Source organism: Vibrio sp. 2017_1457_13 (assembly GCF_030851525.1).
Lineage (GTDB): Bacteria > Pseudomonadota > Gammaproteobacteria > Enterobacterales > Vibrionaceae > Vibrio > Vibrio metschnikovii.
Map to the genome: position 1 here is coordinate 19,140 of NZ_VHTA01000007.1, position 23,348 is coordinate 42,487.

Annotated in this window: 21 protein-coding genes; 12 read left to right on the forward strand and 9 right to left on the reverse strand. The window is 44.5% G+C overall.

Annotated features, from left to right (window positions below; translation table 11 throughout):
* Nucleotides 1-180: 180 nt before the first annotated feature.
* The 6 genes from ycfP to hinT all read right to left on the reverse strand — a co-directional run bounded on the left by ycfP (nucleotide 181) and on the right by hinT (nucleotide 4,476).
* On the reverse strand, nucleotides 181-720 hold the full coding sequence (gene ycfP, locus FKN88_RS11120; protein ID WP_040904480.1) for an alpha/beta hydrolase YcfP: 540 nt from the start codon (nucleotides 718-720) through the stop codon (nucleotides 181-183).
* 86 nt (nucleotides 721-806) lie between these two features.
* Nucleotides 807-1,676 carry a phosphotransferase gene (locus FKN88_RS11125; protein ID WP_154168612.1) on the reverse strand — a complete coding sequence of 290 codons (870 nt, stop codon included), beginning with the start codon at nucleotides 1,674-1,676 and terminating at the stop codon, nucleotides 807-809.
* Between the two features lie 22 nt (nucleotides 1,677-1,698).
* Complete coding sequence (lpoB, locus tag FKN88_RS11130) at nucleotides 1,699-2,289, reverse strand: penicillin-binding protein activator LpoB (RefSeq protein ID WP_072668550.1); 591 nt, start codon at nucleotides 2,287-2,289, stop codon at nucleotides 1,699-1,701.
* Nucleotides 2,290-2,315: 26 nt separating this feature from the next.
* Nucleotides 2,316-2,705, reverse strand: a complete 390-nt coding sequence (locus tag FKN88_RS11135; protein WP_040904485.1) for a YcfL family protein — start codon at nucleotides 2,703-2,705, stop codon at nucleotides 2,316-2,318.
* Nucleotides 2,705-4,126, reverse strand: coding sequence for a COG3014 family protein (locus FKN88_RS11140; protein ID WP_238925739.1), 1,422 nt, complete (start codon nucleotides 4,124-4,126; stop codon nucleotides 2,705-2,707). The genes FKN88_RS11135 and FKN88_RS11140 overlap by 1 nt, the downstream gene beginning before the upstream one ends.
* Entirely contained in the window at nucleotides 4,126-4,476 is a 351-nt protein-coding gene (gene hinT, locus FKN88_RS11145; RefSeq protein ID WP_004395614.1) for a purine nucleoside phosphoramidase, read from the reverse strand. Before hinT ends, FKN88_RS11140 begins: the two co-directional genes overlap by 1 nt.
* Before the next feature lie 362 nt (nucleotides 4,477-4,838).
* Between hinT and FKN88_RS11150 the strand changes: the two genes are divergently transcribed.
* Both FKN88_RS11150 and FKN88_RS11155 read left to right on the forward strand, forming a co-directional pair.
* The gene (locus FKN88_RS11150; RefSeq protein ID WP_154168614.1) at nucleotides 4,839-6,830 is read left to right on the forward strand and encodes a methyl-accepting chemotaxis protein; all 1,992 of its coding nucleotides are present in this window, start codon (nucleotides 4,839-4,841) and stop codon (nucleotides 6,828-6,830) included.
* 270 nt (nucleotides 6,831-7,100) lie between these two features.
* Entirely contained in the window at nucleotides 7,101-8,261 is a 1,161-nt protein-coding gene (locus tag FKN88_RS11155; RefSeq protein WP_154168616.1) for a DUF1887 family protein, read from the forward strand.
* A gap of 124 nt (nucleotides 8,262-8,385) precedes the next feature.
* Here the strand turns inward: FKN88_RS11155 and fadR are convergent, their stop codons facing one another.
* Nucleotides 8,386-9,225, reverse strand: coding sequence for a fatty acid metabolism transcriptional regulator FadR (gene fadR / locus FKN88_RS11160; RefSeq protein WP_154168618.1), 840 nt, complete (start codon nucleotides 9,223-9,225; stop codon nucleotides 8,386-8,388).
* A 340-nt stretch (nucleotides 9,226-9,565) separates the two neighbouring features.
* Here fadR and nhaB point away from each other — a divergent pair, with 340 nt between their 5' ends.
* Entirely contained in the window at nucleotides 9,566-11,152 is a 1,587-nt protein-coding gene (gene nhaB, locus FKN88_RS11165) for a Na(+)/H(+) antiporter NhaB (protein ID WP_158144075.1), read from the forward strand.
* A 97-nt stretch (nucleotides 11,153-11,249) separates the two neighbouring features.
* The gene (gene dsbB / locus FKN88_RS11170) at nucleotides 11,250-11,768 is read left to right on the forward strand and encodes a disulfide bond formation protein DsbB (RefSeq protein WP_158138161.1); all 519 of its coding nucleotides are present in this window, start codon (nucleotides 11,250-11,252) and stop codon (nucleotides 11,766-11,768) included.
* Between the two features lie 48 nt (nucleotides 11,769-11,816).
* On the opposite strand, the gene FKN88_RS11175 is transcribed toward dsbB, so the two are convergent.
* Complete coding sequence (locus FKN88_RS11175; protein ID WP_072668557.1) at nucleotides 11,817-12,803, reverse strand: carbohydrate porin; 987 nt, start codon at nucleotides 12,801-12,803, stop codon at nucleotides 11,817-11,819.
* Between the two features lie 961 nt (nucleotides 12,804-13,764).
* Here FKN88_RS11175 and cyoA point away from each other — a divergent pair.
* Genes cyoA through FKN88_RS11215 form a run of 8 tightly spaced genes read left to right on the forward strand, consistent with a single transcriptional unit; the run spans nucleotide 13,765 to nucleotide 20,300 of the window.
* The gene (gene cyoA, locus FKN88_RS11180; protein WP_154168622.1) at nucleotides 13,765-14,649 is read left to right on the forward strand and encodes a ubiquinol oxidase subunit II; all 885 of its coding nucleotides are present in this window, start codon (nucleotides 13,765-13,767) and stop codon (nucleotides 14,647-14,649) included.
* Nucleotides 14,639-16,699, forward strand: a complete 2,061-nt coding sequence (cyoB, locus tag FKN88_RS11185) for a cytochrome o ubiquinol oxidase subunit I (RefSeq protein WP_115152710.1) — start codon at nucleotides 14,639-14,641, stop codon at nucleotides 16,697-16,699. Before cyoA ends, cyoB begins: the two co-directional genes overlap by 11 nt.
* A 16-nt stretch (nucleotides 16,700-16,715) precedes the next feature.
* The gene (gene cyoC, locus FKN88_RS11190) at nucleotides 16,716-17,324 is read left to right on the forward strand and encodes a cytochrome o ubiquinol oxidase subunit III (RefSeq protein WP_154168624.1); all 609 of its coding nucleotides are present in this window, start codon (nucleotides 16,716-16,718) and stop codon (nucleotides 17,322-17,324) included.
* Nucleotides 17,324-17,662, forward strand: coding sequence for a cytochrome o ubiquinol oxidase subunit IV (cyoD, locus tag FKN88_RS11195; RefSeq protein ID WP_004395624.1), 339 nt, complete (start codon nucleotides 17,324-17,326; stop codon nucleotides 17,660-17,662). The genes cyoC and cyoD overlap by 1 nt, the downstream gene beginning before the upstream one ends.
* A 9-nt stretch (nucleotides 17,663-17,671) precedes the next feature.
* Complete coding sequence (cyoE, locus tag FKN88_RS11200; RefSeq protein WP_199244801.1) at nucleotides 17,672-18,592, forward strand: heme o synthase; 921 nt, start codon at nucleotides 17,672-17,674, stop codon at nucleotides 18,590-18,592.
* On the forward strand, nucleotides 18,589-19,215 hold the full coding sequence (locus tag FKN88_RS11205; protein ID WP_004395626.1) for an SCO family protein: 627 nt from the start codon (nucleotides 18,589-18,591) through the stop codon (nucleotides 19,213-19,215). The genes cyoE and FKN88_RS11205 overlap by 4 nt, the downstream gene beginning before the upstream one ends.
* A gap of 2 nt (nucleotides 19,216-19,217) precedes the next feature.
* On the forward strand, nucleotides 19,218-19,754 hold the full coding sequence (locus FKN88_RS11210; RefSeq protein ID WP_154168626.1) for a copper chaperone PCu(A)C: 537 nt from the start codon (nucleotides 19,218-19,220) through the stop codon (nucleotides 19,752-19,754).
* A gap of 18 nt (nucleotides 19,755-19,772) precedes the next feature.
* Nucleotides 19,773-20,300 carry a hypothetical protein gene (locus tag FKN88_RS11215; protein ID WP_233268198.1) on the forward strand — a complete coding sequence of 176 codons (528 nt, stop codon included), beginning with the start codon at nucleotides 19,773-19,775 and terminating at the stop codon, nucleotides 20,298-20,300.
* Between the two features lie 72 nt (nucleotides 20,301-20,372).
* Here FKN88_RS11215 and FKN88_RS11220 read toward each other — a convergent pair whose 3' ends face one another.
* The gene (locus tag FKN88_RS11220) at nucleotides 20,373-23,201 is read right to left on the reverse strand and encodes a DNA translocase FtsK (RefSeq protein ID WP_187985574.1); all 2,829 of its coding nucleotides are present in this window, start codon (nucleotides 23,199-23,201) and stop codon (nucleotides 20,373-20,375) included.
* Nucleotides 23,202-23,348: the final 147 nt, after the last annotated feature.

Sequence of the window (23,348 nt, forward strand, 5' to 3'; positions counted from 1 at the left end):
ATTAATCGACTTAACATAGATCATTATTGTTTTACATGCGTCATTCTCTTGATGGTAAATACGCTGCTTTATCGCTATCTCTTGAGCGTATGAAGGATAATTTCAGATCACCATCAACATTGATTACATAAAAAAGCAGCCATATAACTGGCTGCTGAAATCAAGGTTCATCGAGAATCATTAAGCGTTTTTGAACGCTTTGATAGCCTGTAAATGCTGAGAGATTTTTTTGAATTTGTGTGGTTGCTCTTCATCCCATACAATCGAATAATAGGCTTGTAACTGCTGTTCCGTTTGCTGGTTATCTAAAACTGCATCCTGTCGTGATAAGAAAACTAGGCAGCGGCCTTTATTTTTCATGCGATACTGCTCAACACATTTCGTGGCAATATCTTCATACTCTTCTGGCCTGTCAATTTTGCCTTGCATATTGCGTTCTGGGTGCAAGTTGGGGTTAAACATTACTTGCTTAATACCACACAGAAAACCTATTCGCTCAGCCCAATATCCGCCTAATCCAACACCGCAAATCAGTGGATGGGGATCATCTGAACGTTCAATCGCGCGATGCACTTCTTTTAGTAAATGCTGCATATCATGCTTAGGATGTTGTGTGCTATAGCTGATAAAGTGCACATCATCATCAATAAATTGCAGTTGTAAAATTTTCTCGTGATTGCCCGGACTGGTTGAATCAAATCCATGTAAATAAATAATCATACGCTTCCCCCACTGCTTTGAATGTTTAATCTACCACGAAAGCTAGGGATTAAAATGTTATCTACTGCATTATTCATGACTTCAACTCAAGCTTGCTGAGAAAAAACCGCTAACGTTTGTTGTAATTTAACCGCTTGCTGCAAATAAGAGTCATCGCCCCAAAGTTGAAATGCGAGTAAATACCACAACATCGCCATCAATTGGCAGCGAGGTTGCCACATTTTTACACCAGCAATCCATTCATCAACCTGATCGATCTGACGATAGTGGCAATAACGAAATACAGATTCCAATAATGGCAGCTCAGTCGCTTCAATCATCAAAGCAAGATCCAAACGAGGATCAGCAAGAGTGGCGTACTCCCAATCGATCACTCGGTAGCCTATATGGGTTTGAATAATGTTGTAACCAGCAAAATCGAAATGACACAAACTCGCAGGTATTGACGAGCAACTCGGTGCTGATCGCCATTGATGATAGAGGGCTTCATACTCGGCACTCTTCAATTTATCGGATAGCTGCAACCAATAGTGATCGACACGTGCGGTGTAATTAAAAGGGGCTACGGGTAGACGAGTTACCGAGGTTTGATGGATCTTGGCGAGCAACGGAATTAATGAGTCACCGGGTAAGCCTTCCATCAACGCTTTGCCCGCTACCCATTCAACCAATAATCCTTGATCATTAATGGTGATGGCTTTAGGTCCGAGCTGTGTTTGCTCTATCGCTTTTAGAATTTGATATTCTTGAAAACGAGAAATAGCGAACGCTTTAGTGATTGTGGTGACGGGCCGCCACACATAGTGCTCATTAGCAGAGTGTTCAATCCGCCAACAGCGATTGGTTAGACCACCGACTAGGGTTTGTGCATATTCTGGAGGAGAAGGAAAAAAGTGAGTTAATGACGCTAACGTCGTATCCAGTCGACATGCTTCACGCCACGACATTTTCGCCATCACTCACCTCATTACTGTATACTTACCAACCAAATAAGCTTCTAGACTGCTGTTTACGTATTTCTGTTTCATCAGCCCACTCAATCAAACCCGTTCTCAGGTCCATTAAGCGCATGGTCATTTTGTAATAGACATCTTTATCATTACCGGCACTTTTAACAATGCTTGATAAGTTACCGTACAGCATGTATTGCGCACCGACCATTTGTCCAAATTGAATCGCGGAACGTTGGTCAACCAACTCATCGGTATTTTGGAAATTCAGTTGCTTACGTACTGCTTCAACCCGATCCATATCGACAAACCGGAATTTACCTGAATTGAGCATTTTGGTACTAATAGTGTCAGTGATCGATTCAGTATCAATATGCTCACTGGTTTTATTCTTAATCCGTTCCACAAAGACGATAGGACGTGCATCGCGAGTGATCGCTGCTACGGAGCCCGACATCATCATGCTATCGACCATCTCCGCCGCGATTTTTTGTAAATCCGTAGAACCAAAGTCGACAGTTACTGTTTCCACCGCTTGTGCATCACCATAACTGACTCGGTTCGAACATCCGCCCAATAAAACCGCGACACCAAGCAGTGCAATTACACTCTTTCTCATGTTGTTTCCTCAATTCATCTGATCAATTAATTATTTAACTCACGGATTTGTAATCGAAACTGCGTTCCTTGCGGATTAACTGACACTTCTGACATGGTGCGTTGTTCACCGCCACGTAACATCAGTGCCTGCCAAGTTCCCGGCTGTGGATTAACTTCAAGCCCATTATCATCATACCAATAAAAACGATATTGAAGATGTTGATCACCGCGATAACGACTGAGTACTTGTACTACGCCTCGAGTATGACCATGAGCTTGAACGGTTTTAATCTCTTCTATTTGTACTCTTCCCGCCAGCACATTATCAGCAAATAACACCCGTTGACTCATACCATCAACTCGCATACCGGCGGTATTACTGGCACAAGCCGTTAGAAAAAAGAGCGCCAATACACTTACTATGATTGTTTTCATCATAACCTTCCTAGTTGTCGGTGCCAGATGGTGGCTTTACTTCCTTGCCGAGAAACCCACACCAAAGTCGTACCGCCTTCTGGCACATTAAAGGTATAGCTTAGACCATCAGAAGTCAGAGTTTGCTCACCTGATTTTACGCTATGATGCGCCGCATAAACACGACCGGGCAAAGTTATCCAACTTCGAGTGTCCGGTTGCTCCGTTAACGTATTAAACACATTCAGCAAAAGGCTACTCACCCCATCACCCTGTGTACTCTCTTTACGAATTTGATCTTTGGCAACCACCCGCAAAGCTTGACGAACCACCATACTCGGCATACGTTCGGAGAGGTCATGCCTTGCCATCAAATTAACATCGGTCAGTAAATCACTTGGTAACGCTTGTTGATTTAAGAATAGTGGAGAAAAACGCGTCGGTGCGGCTGTTGGATAATAAGGTAACGCCAAAGAGTATAATACCGTATTCCCCCGCCGATCCGAGAGAGGGAGTGTCAAACGCCAATTCTGTCTCGCATCAACAACCCCCTGCTCCTCAATAATAATCACTTGACCTTGCTGAGCATGCAGCGCTGTTCTTTCACCATAGCGTTGCGTCAGTTGAGATAAATGCTCATTCATACCTAAACGCTTCGCGACCCGCATCGTACCATCAATCACGGCACGATTGGAGGGCACCACCGCTAATGCTCGCCGATAATCAACATAAGCACTGTTTAGGTCATCCGCGGCTTCATACAACAACGCCGACACGTACAACAGATAACCACTCTGTACTGCTTGTAGTGTCTCTCCTGCATCCGGGTATTGCGCTAAAATACTGCCAATATTGGGAGTAATACCACTTGCTCGTAACTCTTTCTGTGCTTTTTCTAATTGCGCTTGACGGTTTTTACGAGCTTGCTCTTGTACCTGATTCGCGCGACGCATTTCAACCAATGCACTTTCTAATTGATTACTATGCAGGTAGTTCAAACCCAAATAAAGGTGTAAAAAACCGAGCTCATAATCAGCAGGCGTATATTCTTGCAAGTTATCATTGATAGCCAATGCACCAGCACTGCTTGCTGTCGCACTTAATGAAATAACGGCTTGATCTTGCTGACGTTGAACAGCCGCATCAGATAAGGCGAATGCCGAACGACTCTGTTCAAATTGCTCAGCAAGTAAATAAACCCGTCCTTTTTCGAGATTATCTAAAATATCACCAGCGACATAATCCGATAACGTTGCACTAGCTTGAGCATAATCGCCCTCTTTTACGGTCTGATGTAATCGAGCATTTTGCGCACTGTAATGGCTAAATAAGTTACCAGCGGTAAAACTAGCACAAGCGCTCAGTAATACGCAGACCGAAAGTAAACCGCTGCGCAGCAGATAAACGTTCACTCGGTGTTTTCTCCCCCGCAAAGCCAGCATCAACTCATCAACAACGGACCTAAAGGTCGGCCACCAACCAAATGCATGTGAATATGATAAACCTCTTGACCACCGTGGGCATTACAGTTGACGATCAGACGATAGCCATCGGCTGCAATTCCTTCTTGCTTAGCTATTTTTTTAGCCACGGTAAAAAGACGTCCTAAGGCTAATTCATCCTCATCGGTCACATCATTCACAGTCGCAATCAATCGGTTAGGGATAATTAAAATATGGCTTGGTGCGCGTGGATTAATATCGCGAAATGCGGTAACCAGTTCGTCTTGATAAAGAATATCAGCAGGGATTTCTTTACGGATGATTTTGCTAAATAGGGTTTCTTCAGCCATGACATACTCCATTAATAGGGATGAATAAAATCGTTTCCGTTGAGTATGCGACAAGGGACGATAAAGCTCAATACAAAACACGGCCCACTTAACAGAATGGCTTTCAACTACTTACGCAACCGACGTTTTGCTGCCCGGATCATGAAATGCGTGTGTCATTATCAATACAATACTGACTAATTTGTTAATTTTTTATGACTGCCATTCACACCATTTATTGTTGCACGTCAAACACTAGAAACGTCACCCGATTGACAACGTTCAATCATACTAAGGGGCTGCGAGTCTGACGAAGAGTACAATCTTAAATGGAATGAATCTTGTTGAGTCATTTTGCTACAAAGTACTTCATGGAGAGAAATATGCAAGGTTCTGTTATTCGACGAATGTACGCAGGCTTTACACTGATCATTATCATGTTCGCCATTACCGTGACCATCATGATGGACAGCATGCGTCAGATCCACCAAAATTTCGAAGGTGTAACGAGTTCGGTATTACCACTGGTCTCGTTATCTAATCAAACCAGTGTCCAACTCCTTTCTGCGGATAAATCGTTTAAAGATTTTTTGACCACCCAAAATGTTGAGCTGATGAATCAACGCCGTCAGGAATTTACCCAAGCACAAAGTGAATTTCAGCTCTTGATTGATAAACTAGCCGCCGCGAGCGCTCAACATGCAGTACTCGAAGAGCGGATCAGCGCTTTACGAGAACTAGAACAACGCTACTTCAATGAAGCCTATTTAGCGATGACCAACTATCAAGCGATGTTTGATGCGCAGGCTAAAGTGCAGCAATCGACTCGTGACTTTCAACGCCTGCATTCATCACTCAGTGTTGGTATGAGGGAACTGGTTGATCAACAAACCAGCGTATCGATAAAGATGATGGCGAATGGTTATTTTATGCGCCTAAGGGATGCCGAGCTAATCACCTCTGATGCCCTAGCAAGTTCAGATCGAGAGTTTGTCGATAAATCTCTCGCCAGAAATCGGCGGGCAGTCTCTCAACTCAATGATGCATTCAGAGGCCTAGCAGCTCAATTACCTGAACTTAACCGAAATTTTAGTGAATCTATTCAACAGTTCACTCTAGATGTAGGTCATAAAGGTGGCGTGCTTGATCAACATAATGAGTATCTACAAGCCCGCTATGCTCTGTATGATAATATTGCCAACCTAGCGAAGGATGTCGATAACGCAATGGTTATTTTAGATTCCTTTAACCAAGCAGCAACGCAAGATTTAAATCACGCGTTGTATGATGCGGGAGAAGTGTATGATTCTGGCGTCTATCGAGCGATTGCGATCGGTTTATTGGTCACTCTATTAGCAGCGGGGATTGGCTATCATATTGCTCATAGTGTAAGAAGCCCCCTCAAGCACATACTCACCACCTTAGAAAGTTTAACCCAGGGCGACATGACCAAACGTATTGAAGTTCGCCATCATAATGAATTTGCTCGAGTGAGTTCGCACATTAACTCTTTAGCCGATAATCTGCATGATATTCTAATGAAGCTGAACACCGCATCCGATGATCTCACCCTGACCGCGAATACTAACCAATCAACATCACAACATGCGCAAAATAAACTCAATAGCCAGCGTGAGCAAACCGCGAATGTTGCGACAGCAATGACCGAAATGGCTCATTCGGTACAAGAAGTGGCGAATAATGCGCAAAACTCTTTGCATATGGTCCAACAAGTAGAAAGCGCGTCAGAATCTGGACGACGGATCATGAATGACAACATCACCACCATCAATCAACTTGAATCGCGCCTGACCGATTCCGTCAGTGCCGTCAGTGAACTGCACAAAATGAGCAGTAAAATTGGCTCGATTTTGGATGTAATTCGCAATATCGCCGAGCAAACGAATCTGCTCGCACTAAATGCGGCTATCGAAGCGGCACGCGCAGGAGAACAAGGACGAGGCTTTGCGGTTGTCGCAGATGAAGTGCGTGTATTAGCGCAGCGTACTACGCAATCGACGTCTGAAATCGAAACCATGATCAGTAACTTGCAATCTAGCTCAAATACGGCCAGTAAAGTGATAGAGAGCTGCATGCAAGAGATGGATCAATCGGTCGAAAAAGCTTCAACGGCCAATAGTGCCATGGAGGAGATCCAAGCTCTGATCATCGAGATTAGCCAAATGAGTACCCATATTTCCCAAGCGGCACTCGAACAGAGTGAAACCACTAGTTCAATGGCTCGCAGTATTGAAGACATTAATCATATTGCCGATCAAAGCTATCAAGCGATGAGTGAAATCGCCCAAACCAGTGCAAATTTAACTCGTCTCGCCGAGCAACAAGGGCAATTAGTACACCGTTTCACCTTGTAATTTATCCAATCATTATGCCCTGAGTTTTCAGGAACCACACCCAGCCCCATGATCATAGATACAGCTTGTGAATGGGGCGCTTACTCATCCCCCCAGCTAAGCGTATTGTTCTCCAGCATTGGGTTAGCTCTGTGTCAAAACTGCGCTGCTCTGGTACTTTTATTCGCTCTTCTGGTTGTTTTTTCACGGCCTCACCGTTATATCAACACAAAGGCTTGCACACTTCCTATTTCCCCTCTCCACTTTGCAAGCCACACATGAGGATTATCTATGGCCGTTCATGTTGGCATTATTGACCAAGACCCCGTGCGTTTAGTCACCCCCCTACTCGACAATCGGACCATCAGTCGGCACATTGTGTTTATTGGTGACGACTCTCAGCGCAGTCTGTTTTCTCGCTTAAGTACCGTTCTGGATCGGCGTAAGATCACATCAGAGTTTTTTGAAATCCCTGCTGGCGCTGAGATAGCCAAAATAAAAGCCGCAATTCGACAACTGGCAGAAAAACTCAAAAATCGTAAAGAAGAGGTGAAATTGAATGCCAGCTGTGGCCTTCGTCATCGTTTACTGAGTGTGTATGAGGTATTTCGTACTCATCATTGGCCTATTTTTGTCGTTGAACCCAGCAGCGACAGACTTTGCTGGCTCTATCCAGAGGATGCTGGCGACACACAACTGCAAGATAACATCACCATTGCCGATTATCTGACTATCTTTGGCGCTCGGGGTGAGTTCAGTGAATACCATTTATCGCCTCAGCTCGATCTCAAACTCCACGCTCTAGGACAGCGTTGGGCAAGTCACGCACTGGAACTCGGTCCCGGTCTGGCTACGCTCAACTATCTGGCGACCACGTGCCGAAAAGAGCAACGTTTAGAGGTTGAATTATCAGAAAAGCAGCAAGGCTATCGAGAGTTAAATTTATTGCTCGATGATTTGGTTGACAGTGGAATTGCCACTTATCAACAAGGGATACTGACCTTTGTCAATGAAGATGCACGCCGCTTTGCCAATGGCGAATGGTTAGAAACCTTAGTCCACAGTACAGTAAAACAGATCCAACACGATCTACCGACCATTCAAGACTGCTCTCTTAATGTACAAGTCTATCGTCAGCTTGGTGAGCGAGAGGTTCGTAATGAGCTGGACGTCGCCACCGTAGTCAACAACAAACTGCACATCATTGAATGCAAGACGAAAGGCATGCGCGACGATGGCGATGACACCCTCTATAAGCTTGAATCTTTGCGTGATTTACTTGGTGGCTTACAAGCGAGAGCAATGTTGGTGAGTTTTCGTCCACTCCGCCACAATGATATAACTCGAGCAGAGGATCTAGGCTTGGCCCTGATTGGACCCGATGAGTTAAAAGATCTGAAAACTCATCTTACTCATTGGTTTAAAGCAGCAGGAGGTGGAGAGGCGGTATAATCTTTACGACCAACAAGCGTGAGATTCCAGTGAACCATCAGGTTCATCAGCGCTCAGCAAGATAAGCATTCCTCGTTCAATAGCGCGTCATGAACGATTGAACGAGGAAAAGGATAGCTAATAGCTAGTGATCATCCTCGGTAAAGTTCGATGGCAACGTCATCTTCATTTGATTCCAAATCTGCGCACTAGCAATACCATAGTGGCGGATCACATGAGGCAATTGCTCAAAATTTTCGGTCTGACACACATCCAGCAACTGACGATAAAACGCAAGGGCCAGTTGACGAGCCTCAGGATTAGAAAAATAGTAGCTACCAACACGGTCATAGAGCTTCTTAACCCCATTAAAGATCAAGCCATAAATTTGGTTGCCCGAGTGGAAAGCTAAACGTTGAAAAAGCATGTAATCATAGAAGTTGAACGTTTTAGCGATCAGGGCATCTTGACGTTTTTCTTCATCTTTCTCACCATCTTCTTTGATATGCTGTTTGATTTTTTCGGCATAAGGTGAAGAAGCGATAAACGCATCCCAACTTTCAGCATTCAGCAGTGCTTCACTGCACTCAATCACATTACTGATGGTTCTTGCCGAGCTCTCTTGATTGTTTTTAAATGCGTAACGCATAAAGATTGGGCTGATATTAGTCCGTGCCGCTAACAGATCCTCAACGATACTGGTGGCATTTTCGGCATCCAATGTCATCAAGGTGTCTAATATATGCAAACCTGAGGTTTCCATAAATTGATTCACTTTGGTCGGCTTGCCATGTTGAATGGTTAACCATCCATCACGAGCCAGACGCTGTAATACTTCACGTAAAGTGGTTCGAGTAACGCCGATAAGTTCTGATAATTCACGTTCTGCGGGTAAAATTGACCCAGGAGCAAAGCGGCCATTCCAAATGCTTTCGATGATGTATTTTTCTGCAAAACCCGCTGGGCTTTTTGCCTTGATAACCATTAACTACTTATCCAGTGTCTGTTGATTTGCGTCGAATAGTACTCATCATACCACCAGTTGTCATTCAGCGGAAACAAACCCTCAGTAAAGTTATGTGAGCTTTTTGTTGGAGTAATTACTCTATTTTTTGACAAGGTTTTATTAGTCTCGTCATATAACTACGATTTTTTCAATGTAACTTACCAAAAACAAAGCGTTAAAAGCCGTGCTACTATATTTACTCTCCAATCCTCATCCTCTACTCTTATCCATCTCTATCCTCAACGACTGAGGAAGCCAGTAGCAGAGCTGCGGCTCATCTCATGTCATCAAGGTCGCTAACTAACTGAGAGAAATAACCATGCCGATGTCACTCGGAAGTGCCTTTATTAAAAACTTTTTAGGCAAAGCGCCTGATTGGTACAAAGTTGCCATTATTACCTTCCTTATTATCAATCCTATCGTCTTCTTTTTCATCGATCCTTTTGTTGCCGGATGGTTGTTAGTCGCGGAATTCATTTTCACTTTAGCTATGGCGCTGAAGTGTTATCCTCTCCAGCCCGGTGGATTACTGGCGATTGAAGCGATTGCGATAGGCATGACCAGTCCAGAACAGGTCAAACACGAGTTAGTCGCCAACATTGAAGTTCTACTTTTATTGATGTTTATGGTCGCAGGGATCTACTTTATGAAGAACTTGCTCCTGTTCATTTTCACCAAAATCTTACTCGGCATCCGCTCCAAAATACTGTTATCTGTCGCCTTTTGTCTGACTGCCGCATTCCTTTCCGCTTTCCTTGATGCGTTAACCGTCATCGCCGTGATCATCAGTGTCGCAGTCGGATTCTATGCCATTTATCATAAAGTGGCTTCTGGGCAGCCCATTCTCGCTACGCACGATCATACTCACGATGAGCAAATCTCTGAACTGACTCGTAATGACTTAGAAGACTATCGCGCTTTTCTACGCTCACTATTAATGCACGCAGGTGTCGGTACCGCTTTAGGGGGCGTGATGACCATGGTTGGTGAGCCGCAGAATCTTATCATTGCCGATCACGCGGGTTGGCTTTTTGGTGAATTTTTCATCCGTATGGCCCCCATTACTATTCCTGTGTTGCTTTGCGGTATTTTAACTTGTGTGGTGATAGAAAAATTTCAGATATTTGGTTATGGCGCTCCACTGCCTATCAATGTACGACAAATACTCATGGACTTTGATAGCCAAGCTCGCCGCAACCGAACAAAACAAGATATTGCCAAACTTTGGGTTCAGGCCTTGATTGCCGTTTGGCTGATTATAGGCTTAGCTTTACACCTTGCTGCGGTTGGTCTGATCGGTTTATCAGTGATCATTCTCGCCACCAGCTTTTCTGGCATCGTTGAAGAACATGCGATGGGTAAAGCTTTTGAAGAAGCGCTGCCCTTTACCGCGTTACTGGCGGTTTTTTTCTCGATTGTCGCCGTGATCATCGATCAACAACTGTTTACACCTATTATCGATGCGGTGCTGCATATTGATGATAAGGGCAGTCAACTGGCTCTGTTTTATGTTGCTAATGGCTTGCTATCGATGGTTTCTGACAACGTATTTGTCGGTACGGTCTACATTAGCGAGGTTCAAGCGGCGTTAACACACGGCATTATCTCAAGAGATCAATTCGATCTTCTTGCAGTGGCAATAAATACCGGGACCAACCTCCCCTCTGTAGCAACGCCTAATGGCCAAGCCGCTTTCTTATTTTTACTCACTTCAGCGCTAGCGCCATTAATTCGCTTGTCGTATGGGCGCATGGTGTTTATGGCGCTACCCTATACCATTGTCATGACCTTAGTGGGATTAGTCGGTGTGATCGTCTTCCTAGAACCGATGACTGGGTATTTTTATGATCTTGGCTGGATAACCCATCATAGCCTCAAAGCGGGAGCCATGCTCAGCAGCCATTAAAAATTGTATTGAATAAGAAACCAATCCAAGCTAAAAAGCTCTAATCGACGACGAAATGACTATTTCGTCGTCATGTTAATTTAGCAAGGACAGTCATGTGAACTTTATCTTTCAACTTCAACGCTTTTCCCGCTCTCGTCTATCATGGGCTTTACTGCTTGGCTTAGTGATTTTTTTTGAACTTTGCGCACTTTACTTCCAGCATGTCATGCTGCTTGCTCCCTGCGTGATGTGTGTTTATGAACGTATCGCTATGCTCGGCATTGTCGGTGCCGCAGGTATCGGCTTAATTAACCCCCAACGCGCTCTGTTGCGATGGCTTGGTTTTGCCGGTTGGGGTTACAGCGCTTATCAAGGCCTAAGCCTTTCACTCCAACATGTCGATTATCAACTGAACCCATCTCCATTTAATACTTGCGATCTGTTTGTTACTTTTCCGAGTTGGGCACCACTTAATCAATGGATGCCGTGGATGTTTGAAGCGTATGGCGATTGTAGCCAAATCTCTTGGCAATTATTCAATCTATCGATGCCGCAATGGTTGGTGGTAATTTTTGCAGGTAATTTACTCGCGCTGAGCGTGATGGTGGCCGTACAGTTTGTAAAACAGAAATAATAAAAATGCCCACCATCAGGTGGGCAAAATCAGCAGTGCGATTAATACTTAGAAGAAATATTTGAAACGAACGCGAACCCCTACATCTTGATCATCGGCAGCGTTGTCAACTTTCGAGAAGTAAGAACCCAAGTAGATAGAGAAATCTTGTACATCCATTACGTTAGCAATTTCATAAGATGCCCAAGTCGTATTCATTTTCTCTTTGCTGCCAGTGTCTGCTTGTGAATAGATATGGCCTAAACCAAAGCGCTTATACTGAATCACTGCACCAATGGAAGTATCTTCTTTGGTACCAGTGACATCAAAATCACGGTAGGCGTAACTCAAATCCAGACTAAAGTCTTGTACTGAGTAGTTAACCGTTGCACCGTAACCAAGATAATCATTAGCCGCATCGGCTTTATCTGCCGTTAAGTTTGCTTCTAATGCTGCAGCAAAACGTAAGTTATCTGTAGCTTGGAAAGCGACCACAGGGCGAACAAAAACTGCGTTTTTGTCAGCGCCATCATTTTGCTTAAACAGCGAGCCTAATTCAAAATAGAGACTATCGATCGATTTTGCATAGCTCACTTGACCATAGTCACCACGGCCACGAGCGTCTTTCATACGGTAAGGTTCAGCATCAGCAGCAAAATCGAGCATCGTATCTTGGCCAACAGGGAACATATCAAAGCCTTCAAAGCGACCAATTTTTAATTCCCAATCGGCTTGACGACCAATAGCGAAGAAAGCATCATCCAGATCCACATCACCGCTGGATTTTAGTAGCGGCTGAACTTGAACTCTTAAATAGTGATCATTCGCGACTTCACGTTCTGCTGCGATCTGCACCAAAATACGGCCACTTTGACTAAAGTCTTGAGTACCTTGATTGTTTCTATCTTTATCGACGAAGTTAAGATCATACTCAACATCACCGCCAATCGTAAATAAACCCTGTTCATTTTCAACGCTGATCCCTGCATTCGCAGCCAGTGCAGCAGAGACCAAAACAGAAGCAAGCGAAAGTTTACCAAAGGTATTAAATTTCATTATTATCTCCATTGACCTTAAGGTCATTGTGTTGATTTTATTAGTTTAGTGCTGTCCTTAGCTTTACCCAGACCCCAAGTGTGCGATTAGGGGGTACATCGTTTTCATGTGGTTATCGTTTTGAAGTCCGAGGTCAGTGACCACTGTGCATGAGAATCCCTTCGTGCCGCTGACGAGCTGAGTGTACATTCACCAAATAGATAGAAACCATGAATCTGATCACAATGAAAACCGTTCCCAATTAATAAATTACGAATTATTTCCGTTTCGTCACGCTTATTAAATTAATTTGGATACGAAATTAATTACTGGCATGATTTTTAATGTTAATTTTTTTACTGAAAAAATTAATTAAACCCAAGAATGTTATTAGCTTGATAAAACATGTGGGCATAGGCATAGATAAAATGATGAATGGCGGAGACGAGAATGATATTACTTATGTGTGCATGATATCGTTAGAGGTTAAATAATAGATCCCTTCTCTCGGTCTGAAAATAATCTTGCTTTCGCCTTGACATGATTTAGCTTATCGTCAATCAAGCCTCACCATCATTGGGCCTGTTACGGTCGACTTGCCGAATTGGTCATGGCAAACCTTCCTCTAGCAGTCATAAAAATAGCGCGCCATGTCAATGCGAAAAACAAATATAAATATGCCAATGATCGAACCACTCTCATTATCCGTAAACGAGCTTAACTGACAGCGAATTAATCGTTTTAGCACTTTTCTTTGTTGACAAAATGAAAAACTGCAGTGAACTCGGTAGCTTTGTTGTGACGTAGAATGCCAAATGGCTACTTAGTTGTAACATACGTGTATAATGTGTTGCAGACTGCTTTGTTTTCTTTAGAATAATGTGCCGAAGCAAACTAGTTGATAGATAATCCCTCATCACTGACTTAGTTTTGACGTTTATTTATCCATTACATAAGACTCTATGGTTTCCTGGGAGGAAAAATGAAAACCAAAAGTAACATTAAAGTTACTTTGATATTGTTAGGGGTTGCGGTTTTAGGTCTTATTGGCGCTATCTTCAGCACTGATATGGTGTTGTTTGATCCCAAAGGACCGATTGGTGAAGCGCAAAAATCACTGATCATTACCTCCGTGCTACTCATGGCAATTATCATTATCCCGGTCTTGTTCATGGCGATTTACTTTCCTTACAAGTACCGTCATAGCAACACTAAGGCTGAGTACAAACCCAAGTGGGAACACTCAACGAAGATTGAAATCGTCGTTTGGGCGATTCCATGTTTGATTATTCTCGCGTTGGGCCGCATCACTTATCTTACTGCTTTTTCACTCGATCCGAGGCAAGCAATAGAGTCAGATAAGCCACCGTTGACTATTCAGGTCGTCGCGATGAACTGGAAATGGCTATTCATCTACCCAGAGAAAGGAATCGCCACCATCAACGAAATTTCATTTCCCGTTGATCGCCCAGTGCAATTTCTGGTGACTTCAGATACAACAATGAACTCTTTCTTTATCCCTCAATTAGGTAGTCAAATCTATGCGATGGCAGGGATGGAAAACCGTTTGAGTTTAATGGCTTCTGAACAAGGTGTTTATCGTGGCATGTCAGCGAACTACAGTGGATTAGGTTTTTCCAATATGCATTTTAAAGCTCATGCCGTCACTGATGAGCAATTTGAGCAATGGGTTAACCAAGTAAAAAGTTCAGGCAACGTGCTTGATGACTATAGCTATCAAGCGCTAGTGGATAATTCCCACGAGCAAATTCGAACTCAGCACCCGATTACCTACTTCTCTACGGTTAATCCACTGCAATTTAAAGACATCATTGAGAAATATTCAGGAGTCCAAAATGGCTTATAAAGGCGATGTTCATGCCGAGCCGAATGCAGTCTTCGGTAAACTGAACTGGGACGTTATCCCGTATCATGACCCGGTTATTTTACCCGTCATGCTTGCGGTGGTTCTCGGCGGTTTAGCACTGCTCGGTTATATCACTTACGCAAAAAAATGGGCTTACTTATGGCACGAATGGTTTACCTCTGTCGACCATAAGAAGATAGGTCTGATGTACATCATCGTCGCAGGTGTGATGATGTTTCGTGGATTTGCTGATGCTGTCATGATGCGTTCGCATCAAGCTGCAGAGAGCGTCGGTCTTGGATACCTTCCACCAGAACATTACGACCAAGTCTTTACCGCTCACGGCGTGATCATGATTTTCTTTGTTGCGATGCCCTTTATCGTCGGCTTAATGAATATCATTGTTCCGCTGCAAATCGGGGCTCGAGATGTCGCCTTCCCTTTCCTTAACTCTTTGAGTTTTTGGTTATTCGTGGCAGGGGCAATTCTTGTCAATATCTCATTGTTTGTCGGTGAGTTTGCAGCAACGGGTTGGTTGGCTTATCCTCCTCTTTCAGGGAGTGAATATAACCCTTGGGTCGGGGTCGATTACTGGCTGTGGGCGCTGCAGATATCCGGGATAGGTACCTTGTTAACTGGGGTTAACTTCATCGCGACGATATTGCGCATGCGAGCGCCTGGAATGAAACTCATGCAGATGCCGGTATTTACTTGGACATCGCTCTGCGCCAACGCGTTAATTGTCGTGGCATTCCCGATTCTAACCGTCACTATTACCCTACTCACCCTTGACCGTTATATCGGTACTCACTTCTTTACAAGTGACATGGGTGGTAACCCAATGATGTACGTAAACTTGATTTGGGCTTGGGGTCACCCTGAAGTTTATATCTTGATTTTACCTGCATTTGGTATTTTCTCAGAAGTGGTGGCGACGTTCTCACGCAAACGTCTTTTCGGTTATACATCGTTAGTTCTTGCTACCGCTGTGATCATGCTGCTCTCTTTCGTAGTTTGGTTACACCATTTCTTCACCATGGGGGCGGGGGCGAGCGTCAATGCCTTCTTTGGTATTGCGACCATGATTATTTCCATTCCAACCGGGGTGAAAATATTCAACTGGCTGTTTACCATGTACAAAGGACGGGTCGAGTTCTCAGCCAGTATGTGGTGGACTTTCTCATTCCTTATCACCTTCACTATCGGTGGTATGACAGGGGTTATGCTGGCCGTTCCTGCGGCTAACTTTGTCCTACACAATAGTTTATTCGTTATCGCCCACTTCCATAACGTGATTATTGGTGGTGCGCTGTTCGGCTACTTTGCAGGTTTAACCTACTGGTTCCCGAAAGCAACCGGCTTTAAGCTCAACGAAAAATGGGGCAAGATCTCTTGTGTCCTATGGAGTGTCGGCTTCTTTGTTGCCTTTATGCCTGTCTATGTATTGGGCTTTAACGGCATGACTCGTCGCTTATCGAGCATAGAAAACCCAGAATGGGCACCGCTGTTGTGGATTGCTGCTGCGGGTGTTGGTCTCGTCGCTCTTGGCGTGGCTGCGCAAGTATGGCAAATCTTCATCAGTATCCGTGATCGCAAAGATAACTTAGATACCACAGGTGACCCATGGAATGGCCGCACTCTTGAGTGGGCGACCTCGTCACCACCACCATTCTATAACTTTGCGACATTGCCAAAAATTCACGATCGTGATGAGCATCACTACCGTAAAGAACATGGTATGGCATACGTGAAACCTGAGCGTTACAAACAGATCCATATGCCAAAAAATACTTGGGCTGGCGTCGTAATCAGTGCTTTCTCATTGGTATTTGGATTTGCTTTTGTTTGGCATATCTGGTGGATGGTGATTGTTGGCTTCGTTGGTATGATTGGGGCGTGGATTGCTTACAGCTTCGACCGCAACAAAGATTACTATGTTCCAGTATCGGAGGTTGAAGCGATTGAAACTCCGCATCTAGAGCGCGTTTATCAAGACCACCCGCATTTCAACTCTCAACCAGAGCTTTCTGGCTCTAAACAAACGGTATGAGGATTGAGGAGTAATAATGAGCACACATACTCAAACTAATGACTTACATGATGATCATGATCATCATGATACCGCCGGTGACGATCTCTTTGGCTTTTGGGTTTATATCCTAAGTGACTGTTTATTGTTCGGTACCCTGTTCGCTGTTTTTGCGGTTTTTTCTAACAGCTTTGCTGGAATGGTTGAACCAAGCGCTCTGTTTGACCTTTGGTTTGTTGCTGGCACAACGGCTTTACTATTGCTAAGTAGCTTAACCTTCGGTATGGCAATGCTAAAGCAAAATGCCCATGATATGAAAGGCATGGCGACTTGGCTAGGCATTACTTTCGCGTTAGGCTTTGGCTTCTTGATCATGGAGCTCTATGAGTTCCATCATCTTAGCCTCGCTGGGGCTACTCTTAGCACCAGTGCCTATTGGTCATCTTTCTACGCATTGGTGGCGACTCACGGTCTGCACGTCTTTGCCGGTTTAATTTGGATGATCGTCTTATTCTTCCATTTTAAACGCGATGGTTTCACCACAGCGAATAAGACTCGCTTAGCACTACTCAGCTTGTTCTGGCACTTCTTAGATATTATCTGGATCTGTGTATTCAGCGTAGTGTACTTAATGGGGGTAATGTAATGGAACACTCTTATGAACAGACCCATGGTGGTCAAGCGCATGGTAGCGTGAAAGAGTACTTACTGGGTTTCTTGTATTCGGTACTCCTGACGTTAATCCCATTTGCGATGGTGATGGCAGACATTGGCTCGCCAACCACCAAAGTTGTGGTCATTCTGATCTGTGCCGTGGCTCAGATCCTAGTACAACTTGTGTTCTTTCTACATATGAACACCTCATCAGAGCAAGCTTGGAATGTGATTACCGCCGTCTTTTCTGTGGTAATTGTCGCTATCGTCTTAGTCGGCTCTATGTGGATCATGCAGCATCTTAACCACAATATGCTGATGGGACACTAACTGGAAGTAATGATGTTCAAGCACTATTTACAACTTACTAAACCAGGCATCATCCGCGGCAACCTCGTTGCCGCGGCGGGTGGTTTCTTTCTGGCCTCACAAGGCCAGATTGACTGGCAACTTTTTATTGCTGTTTGCCTTGGCACCAGTTTGGTCGTAGCCTCTGGCTGTGTCTTTAATAACTACATTGACATAGACATAGATGCAAAAATGCAGCGTACACGTAACCGTGAACTGGTACAAAAAATCGTTCCCGTTTCACACGCGCTGATGCAAGCTTGCTTACTTGGGCTTGCTGGCTTTGCCATTTTGTATTTTTTCACCTCAAAACTTGCCTTTGGCTTCGGTGTACTGGGTTTTGTCGTTTATGTCGGCTTTTACAGCCTCTATTATAAACGCCATTCTGTGCATGGTACTTTAATTGGTGGTTTATCTGGTGCTTGTCCTCCTGTCATTGGTTACTTTGCCGTCACTCATCAACTTGATATTGGTGGCGCCATTTTATTTTTAACGTTCTGTATTTGGCAAATCCCCCACTCTTATGCGATTGCCATTTATCGATTTAATGATTATAAAGCGGCTAACATTCCTGTTCTTCCTATTCAAGAAGGTATCGCTAAGGCTCGCTACCATATCATTGGTTATATTATTGCCTTTGCTGTGGCATGTTGGGCACTCACTTACCATGGATATGCGGGAAGTTGGTTCGCTTTAGGTATGGGATTGATTAGCCTTTATTGGTTATATATCGCCAAGGTTGGCTTTCAAAAGATGCCGACCGAGCAGTGGGGCAAACAATTAATGTTGTTATCTATTGCTTGTATCATGTTGTTCTGCTTATTGATTTCAGTTGATTTCGCTCATGTAGCAGTACATAACGATATTCAAGCGGCACTGCCAACGTTCAGTTTAGAAGGCCTATCGTCATGAGTTCAAAAGCGATTAAATACACCTTAATAACTGGGGCGATTTTGATCGCCATTGTTATTAGTTTGTATGTTAAATATTCAACCGTCCCCATCGGGGAGCGACCAGTACAACCCAATCAAATCGGTGGTAACTTTAGTCTTCATACCGCACTGGGTGACATTAATTTGGATGATTATCAAGGGAAAGTAGTGGTACTTTACTTTGGTTATCTGAGCTGTGCAGAGGTCTGTCCGGCGTCAATGGGCGTCATGTCGGCGGCTTTTCGCATGCTACCAGCCGAAGTCGGTGATGAGGTACAAGGCTTGTTTATCAGTGTCGACCCCTCGCGCGATGATCTGACATCATTGCATCAATTTGCGCAGCATTTTGATCCCAGAATTAAAGGCGCAACTGGTACTGCAGAAGACATTAATAAAATCACAAACCAATATGGTGTCTATTATGACATGGTTAATATGCAAAATTCCGCATTGAGCTACACCGTTGATCATGTCTCCCGATTCTTTGTTATCGCCCCTAATGGACAGTTTGTTACGTCGATGAGCTACAGTACAACACCGACAGAACTGGCTGCCCGTATCGAACGCACACTACAACGCTACCAAGAAACTAAACAAGGTTAATCATGAATCGTATTGTCCAACTCTTTATTGGCGTCATTTTGCTACTCGTATTAGCAACCATCGTTCGTCATTTCACGGCTGAAAGCGATGCCGCCTCTAGTCATCATCATGCTCATCATTCTTTACAAGATGAACAACTGATTGCTATCGGTAAAGGCTTATCGATTGCAGAGCCTAAAGCGAAAGCCACCATTCCTGGAACCAAAGTCAGTGCCGGATACCTCTCATTGGTCAACCAGTCTGACTCTGATATTGTTTTCGTCGCTGCACGTAGCGATGCCGCAACACATACTGAGTTACATCATATGGTGATGGAAAATAGCCGTATGTCGATGCGTCAAGTCGAGAGCATCACGGTGCCAGCTCGTGGTCAGTTTGATCTTACTCCAGGTGGCTATCATATTATGTTTATGGATATTGCAACGCCCTTCGTCGCTGGGCAAACTGTTGTTGTCGAATTGATCGATGATGCGCAAAATGTTTATCCTGTTGAGCTACCGGTACTGGATATGAGTAACAACCACACTCACGCCCATTAATCACCTCGGGAGAAAAAAGTGCTTACCTCCGCGAAAAAACTGTCTTTGATTGCACTCACCAGTACCATCTCTTGCAGTGTCATGGCTGAGTCTCCGACAAGACCCACAACCTCAATGGATATTATTGCCGAGCAGCAAGCACTGCCCTGCGAGAGCATGCTCACTGAGTTTGCGGCAGAGGTACTGAAACTCAATCCACACCGCATGCTAGAGCAGATAACCCCTATTAGCCATGATCAGTTGTTTCATGCCTTCACGGTCACCGATTATCGAGACAGAGCGAGCCATATCACTTTTCATGCCGTAGAAAATGCCGCGGGCCAATGTCAGGTAACGGCGATCGAAAGTTACTTGTTACAAACCAATTGTGCGGACGCAAGGCACGAAGCGTTCAGTAAGTGGACATTTCAAGGTAAACTGAATCAAGAAACTATGGTTCTTACTAGCGATCGTATCGCTGGTAAACAAGCTTTTCTGACCGATCAAAGCCCCGCAGTTTGCTTAGTTACAACTCGCTATCAAGTGATAAAACCAGCTAGCCAATAACCTACGCGTTTAATGATGAAAAAAGGCCCTGTTGAACACAGGGCCTTTTTATGTATAGATTAATTTTAAAGGCTACTCTCGGTTAGAGGAAGGCGCTAGCACTTCACGATTACCATTATGGCCTGGTGCACTGACAATACCTTGCGCCTCAAGCTGCTCAACGATTCTTGCCGCACGATTGTAGCCAATTTTAAACCGACGTTGGACACCAGAGACCGAACCTCGGCGAGTTTCTACAACGTGTTCAACGACTTGATCGAATAGCGGGTCCATGTCCTCATCATCGTCCATTTTCTCACCTGGCAGCAGCGACTCTGGTCCTTGATCACCGGCGATAATATCACTGATATAGTTAGGCTTACCGCGAGCTTTCCAGTTATTGACCACCGCATGGACATCATCATCAGACGCAAACGCTCCATGAACGCGAATAGTATGGCTCGACCCCGGAGGGAGATAGAGCATATCCCCCATTCCCAGTAATGACTCTGCGCCACTTTGATCAAGAATAGTTCGAGAATCCGTTTTGGTTGATACGGTAAACGCCACGCGAGTTGGAATATTTGCTTTAATTAAGCCGGTGATCACATCCACTGAAGGGCGTTGAGTAGCAAGAATAAGGTGTATACCCGCCGCTCGGGCTTTTTGCGCCAAGCGCGCGATCAACTCTTCTACTTTTTTACCAACCACCATCATTAAGTCTGCAAACTCATCGACGACGACAACAATATAGGGCAGCTTTTCCAAACGCGGGGGAGCGGTATCCATGCTATCCCCTTCTTTCCAAAGTGGATCGTGAATCGGATGCCCAGCCTCCGCTGCCATTTTGAGTTTATCGTTAAACCCTTTGATGTTACGCACGCCCAATACTGACATTAATTTATAACGACGCTCCATTTCGCCGACACACCAACGCAATGCATTGGACGCATCTTTCATATCGGTGACAACCTCAGACAATAAATGTGGGATGCCTTCATATACCGATAATTCGAGCATTTTAGGGTCAATCATGATAAATCGCACATCTTCTGGCGTCGATTTGTAAAGCATACTGAGGATCATCACGTTAACCCCAACCGATTTACCGGAACCTGTGGTTCCTGCCACTAACACGTGTGGCATCTTTGATAAATCGACAACCACGGCTTCACCAGCAATATCTTGCCCAAGAACCATGGTCGTTGGTGACTTCGCCTCTTTAAATTGCGCACTACTGACGACATCCGACAAGTACACCGTTTGTCGACTCATATTCGGTAGCTCTAAGCCAACATAAGGCTTACCAGGAATAACTTCCACGACTCGTACCGCCATCGCCGATAAGGAACGCGCTAAATCCATCGATAAACTCGATATTCGGCTGACCTTGACTCCAGGCGCTAAATCCAATTCAAAACGCGTAATCACCGGCCCAGGAAAAATCCCCACCACTTGAGCTTGAATTTTATAATCAGCCAATTTTGATTCTACTAAACGGGCAATCTCTTCTAACGCTACGCGATCTATGAAGTTTTCACGTTTCTCAGGATGATACAGCAGCTCTAAAGTGGGCATTGGCTCAGCAGGTTTGGGCAAATTGACATTTTGCTGCATCAAAAATGGATTTTGGGTCGCCGCCATATTGGCTTGCGCATCAGACACCATGCTTTGAAATGCCTGAACATCAGCGTCCAATGGCAATGACTCATCGTCGTCATCACTCATCTCAATATTCTGCTCATGATCAGCAGTCAGTCTCGGCTCCGATGATGGCGAGTGGCTTAATGTGGGCGACGATGACTCGTCTTCAACAACATCTAAGCGAGATATCGCAGGTTGAGTCATGGGATCGTCCCATTCCGTTTCCTCTAACATTTGAGGATTAAATACAGGTTCATCATCCACGTTCGCTTCGCTCAGCGTCACCGATCCTATCGATTCGACTGGCTGAACAGGATTTTCTTGAACAGGGGGAGTGAAATCCGGTTCTTCAGCAAAGTCGTCGTATTGACGAGCTTGCTGTTCTAACTCTTCTATCGTCGCATTAAGCGAGACTTTCCGCTCCGGTTTCTCTGTATTTTGGTTATCCGGAATATGAATATTGAAGCGTCGCGGTGCTTGCTCTGTCGTTGTTGACTGGCGTTCAACAATCTTATTATTCGTCTCCAAAATACGCTCAGAGATCGAATTGACGGATGAGGTATTGTCAGGCGCGACATCGGGAGACATCGGCTCAAGATCAACACTCTGTGGCTGGATAAGCTCGTCTTTGTCACCACGGACACGGCGAATCAACCACTGACCGCCTCGGATACCGTTACTGCCGAGCCACTCGACAATCGTTAACCAAGAGATTCCGGTTAATAACGTTAGCCCCGCTCCCCATAAAAAGAGCAGCACTAAGGTCGTACCAAGTAAGTTCAGGGTCGGTAATGCTAAGCTAGTGAGAACATCACCAATCACACCACCGGACGAAAAATACCAAATATCATCAAAATTGATATCAGCTAACCCACAACTGGTGAGGATCAAAATAACTAAGCCAAGTAAACGAGTCCCCCACAGCATCAAATCAATACTTTCTTGCTCCTCACGACGGCGTAACGTTATCCATGCCGTGACAGTAAAAATAATCGGCAATAGATAAGCCAGCGAGCCAAAAACAAAAAAGAGTGTGTCAGCAACCCAAGCGCCAACGATACCACCAGCATTTTGAATGTCAGAACCCCACGCGGTTTGTGACCAAGAAGGATCCGCAGGGTGAAAGGTCAGTAAAGCTACCGCCAGTAACACGGAGCAGAGAACCGCCAAGATAAGCCCACACTCTTTTAAACGCTGCTTGCCATTTAAACGTGAGGGAGGCAACTGCTCAGAGGTTTTGATGATCGTTTCAACTTTATTGTTACTGTGTTTGAACATATACCAACTTGACTATGATAATGGCCAGTATAAAAAATACTATAACCCATATTGGAGAGGAGAAAACAGTCTGAGCGGCGATGGCCGCTCAGACTGTTGGTAGATTTAACCATATCACGGTTAAAAACCCAATGTATCAACGTCAGA

Excerpts from the sequence above, each read along its gene's own strand:
- FKN88_RS11140 (WP_238925739.1), bottom strand. The coding sequence starts at position 4,126 with ATGCTGGCTTTGCGGGGGAGAAAACACCGAGTGAACGTTTATCTGCTG.
- fadR (WP_154168618.1), bottom strand. The coding sequence starts at position 9,225 with ATGGTTATCAAGGCAAAAAGCCCAGCGGGTTTTGCAGAAAAATACATC.
- FKN88_RS11135 (WP_040904485.1), bottom strand. The coding sequence starts at position 2,705 with ATGAAAACAATCATAGTAAGTGTATTGGCGCTCTTTTTTCTAACGGCT.
- lpoB (WP_072668550.1), bottom strand. The coding sequence starts at position 2,289 with ATGAGAAAGAGTGTAATTGCACTGCTTGGTGTCGCGGTTTTATTGGGC.
- FKN88_RS11150 (WP_154168614.1), top strand. The coding sequence starts at position 4,839 with ATGCAAGGTTCTGTTATTCGACGAATGTACGCAGGCTTTACACTGATC.
- cyoD (WP_004395624.1), top strand. The coding sequence starts at position 17,324 with ATGGAACACTCTTATGAACAGACCCATGGTGGTCAAGCGCATGGTAGC.
- nhaB (WP_158144075.1), top strand. The coding sequence starts at position 9,566 with ATGCCGATGTCACTCGGAAGTGCCTTTATTAAAAACTTTTTAGGCAAA.
- cyoC (WP_154168624.1), top strand. The coding sequence starts at position 16,716 with ATGAGCACACATACTCAAACTAATGACTTACATGATGATCATGATCAT.
- FKN88_RS11205 (WP_004395626.1), top strand. The coding sequence starts at position 18,589 with ATGAGTTCAAAAGCGATTAAATACACCTTAATAACTGGGGCGATTTTG.
- hinT (WP_004395614.1), bottom strand. The coding sequence starts at position 4,476 with ATGGCTGAAGAAACCCTATTTAGCAAAATCATCCGTAAAGAAATCCCT.
- cyoE (WP_199244801.1), top strand. The coding sequence starts at position 17,672 with ATGATGTTCAAGCACTATTTACAACTTACTAAACCAGGCATCATCCGC.
- cyoA (WP_154168622.1), top strand. The coding sequence starts at position 13,765 with ATGAAAACCAAAAGTAACATTAAAGTTACTTTGATATTGTTAGGGGTT.
- FKN88_RS11125 (WP_154168612.1), bottom strand. The coding sequence starts at position 1,676 with ATGGCGAAAATGTCGTGGCGTGAAGCATGTCGACTGGATACGACGTTA.
- FKN88_RS11155 (WP_154168616.1), top strand. The coding sequence starts at position 7,101 with ATGGCCGTTCATGTTGGCATTATTGACCAAGACCCCGTGCGTTTAGTC.
- cyoB (WP_115152710.1), top strand. The coding sequence starts at position 14,639 with ATGGCTTATAAAGGCGATGTTCATGCCGAGCCGAATGCAGTCTTCGGT.
- ycfP (WP_040904480.1), bottom strand. The coding sequence starts at position 720 with ATGATTATTTATTTACATGGATTTGATTCAACCAGTCCGGGCAATCAC.
- FKN88_RS11210 (WP_154168626.1), top strand. The coding sequence starts at position 19,218 with ATGAATCGTATTGTCCAACTCTTTATTGGCGTCATTTTGCTACTCGTA.
- FKN88_RS11175 (WP_072668557.1), bottom strand. The coding sequence starts at position 12,803 with ATGAAATTTAATACCTTTGGTAAACTTTCGCTTGCTTCTGTTTTGGTC.
- FKN88_RS11220 (WP_187985574.1), bottom strand. The coding sequence starts at position 23,201 with ATGTTCAAACACAGTAACAATAAAGTTGAAACGATCATCAAAACCTCT.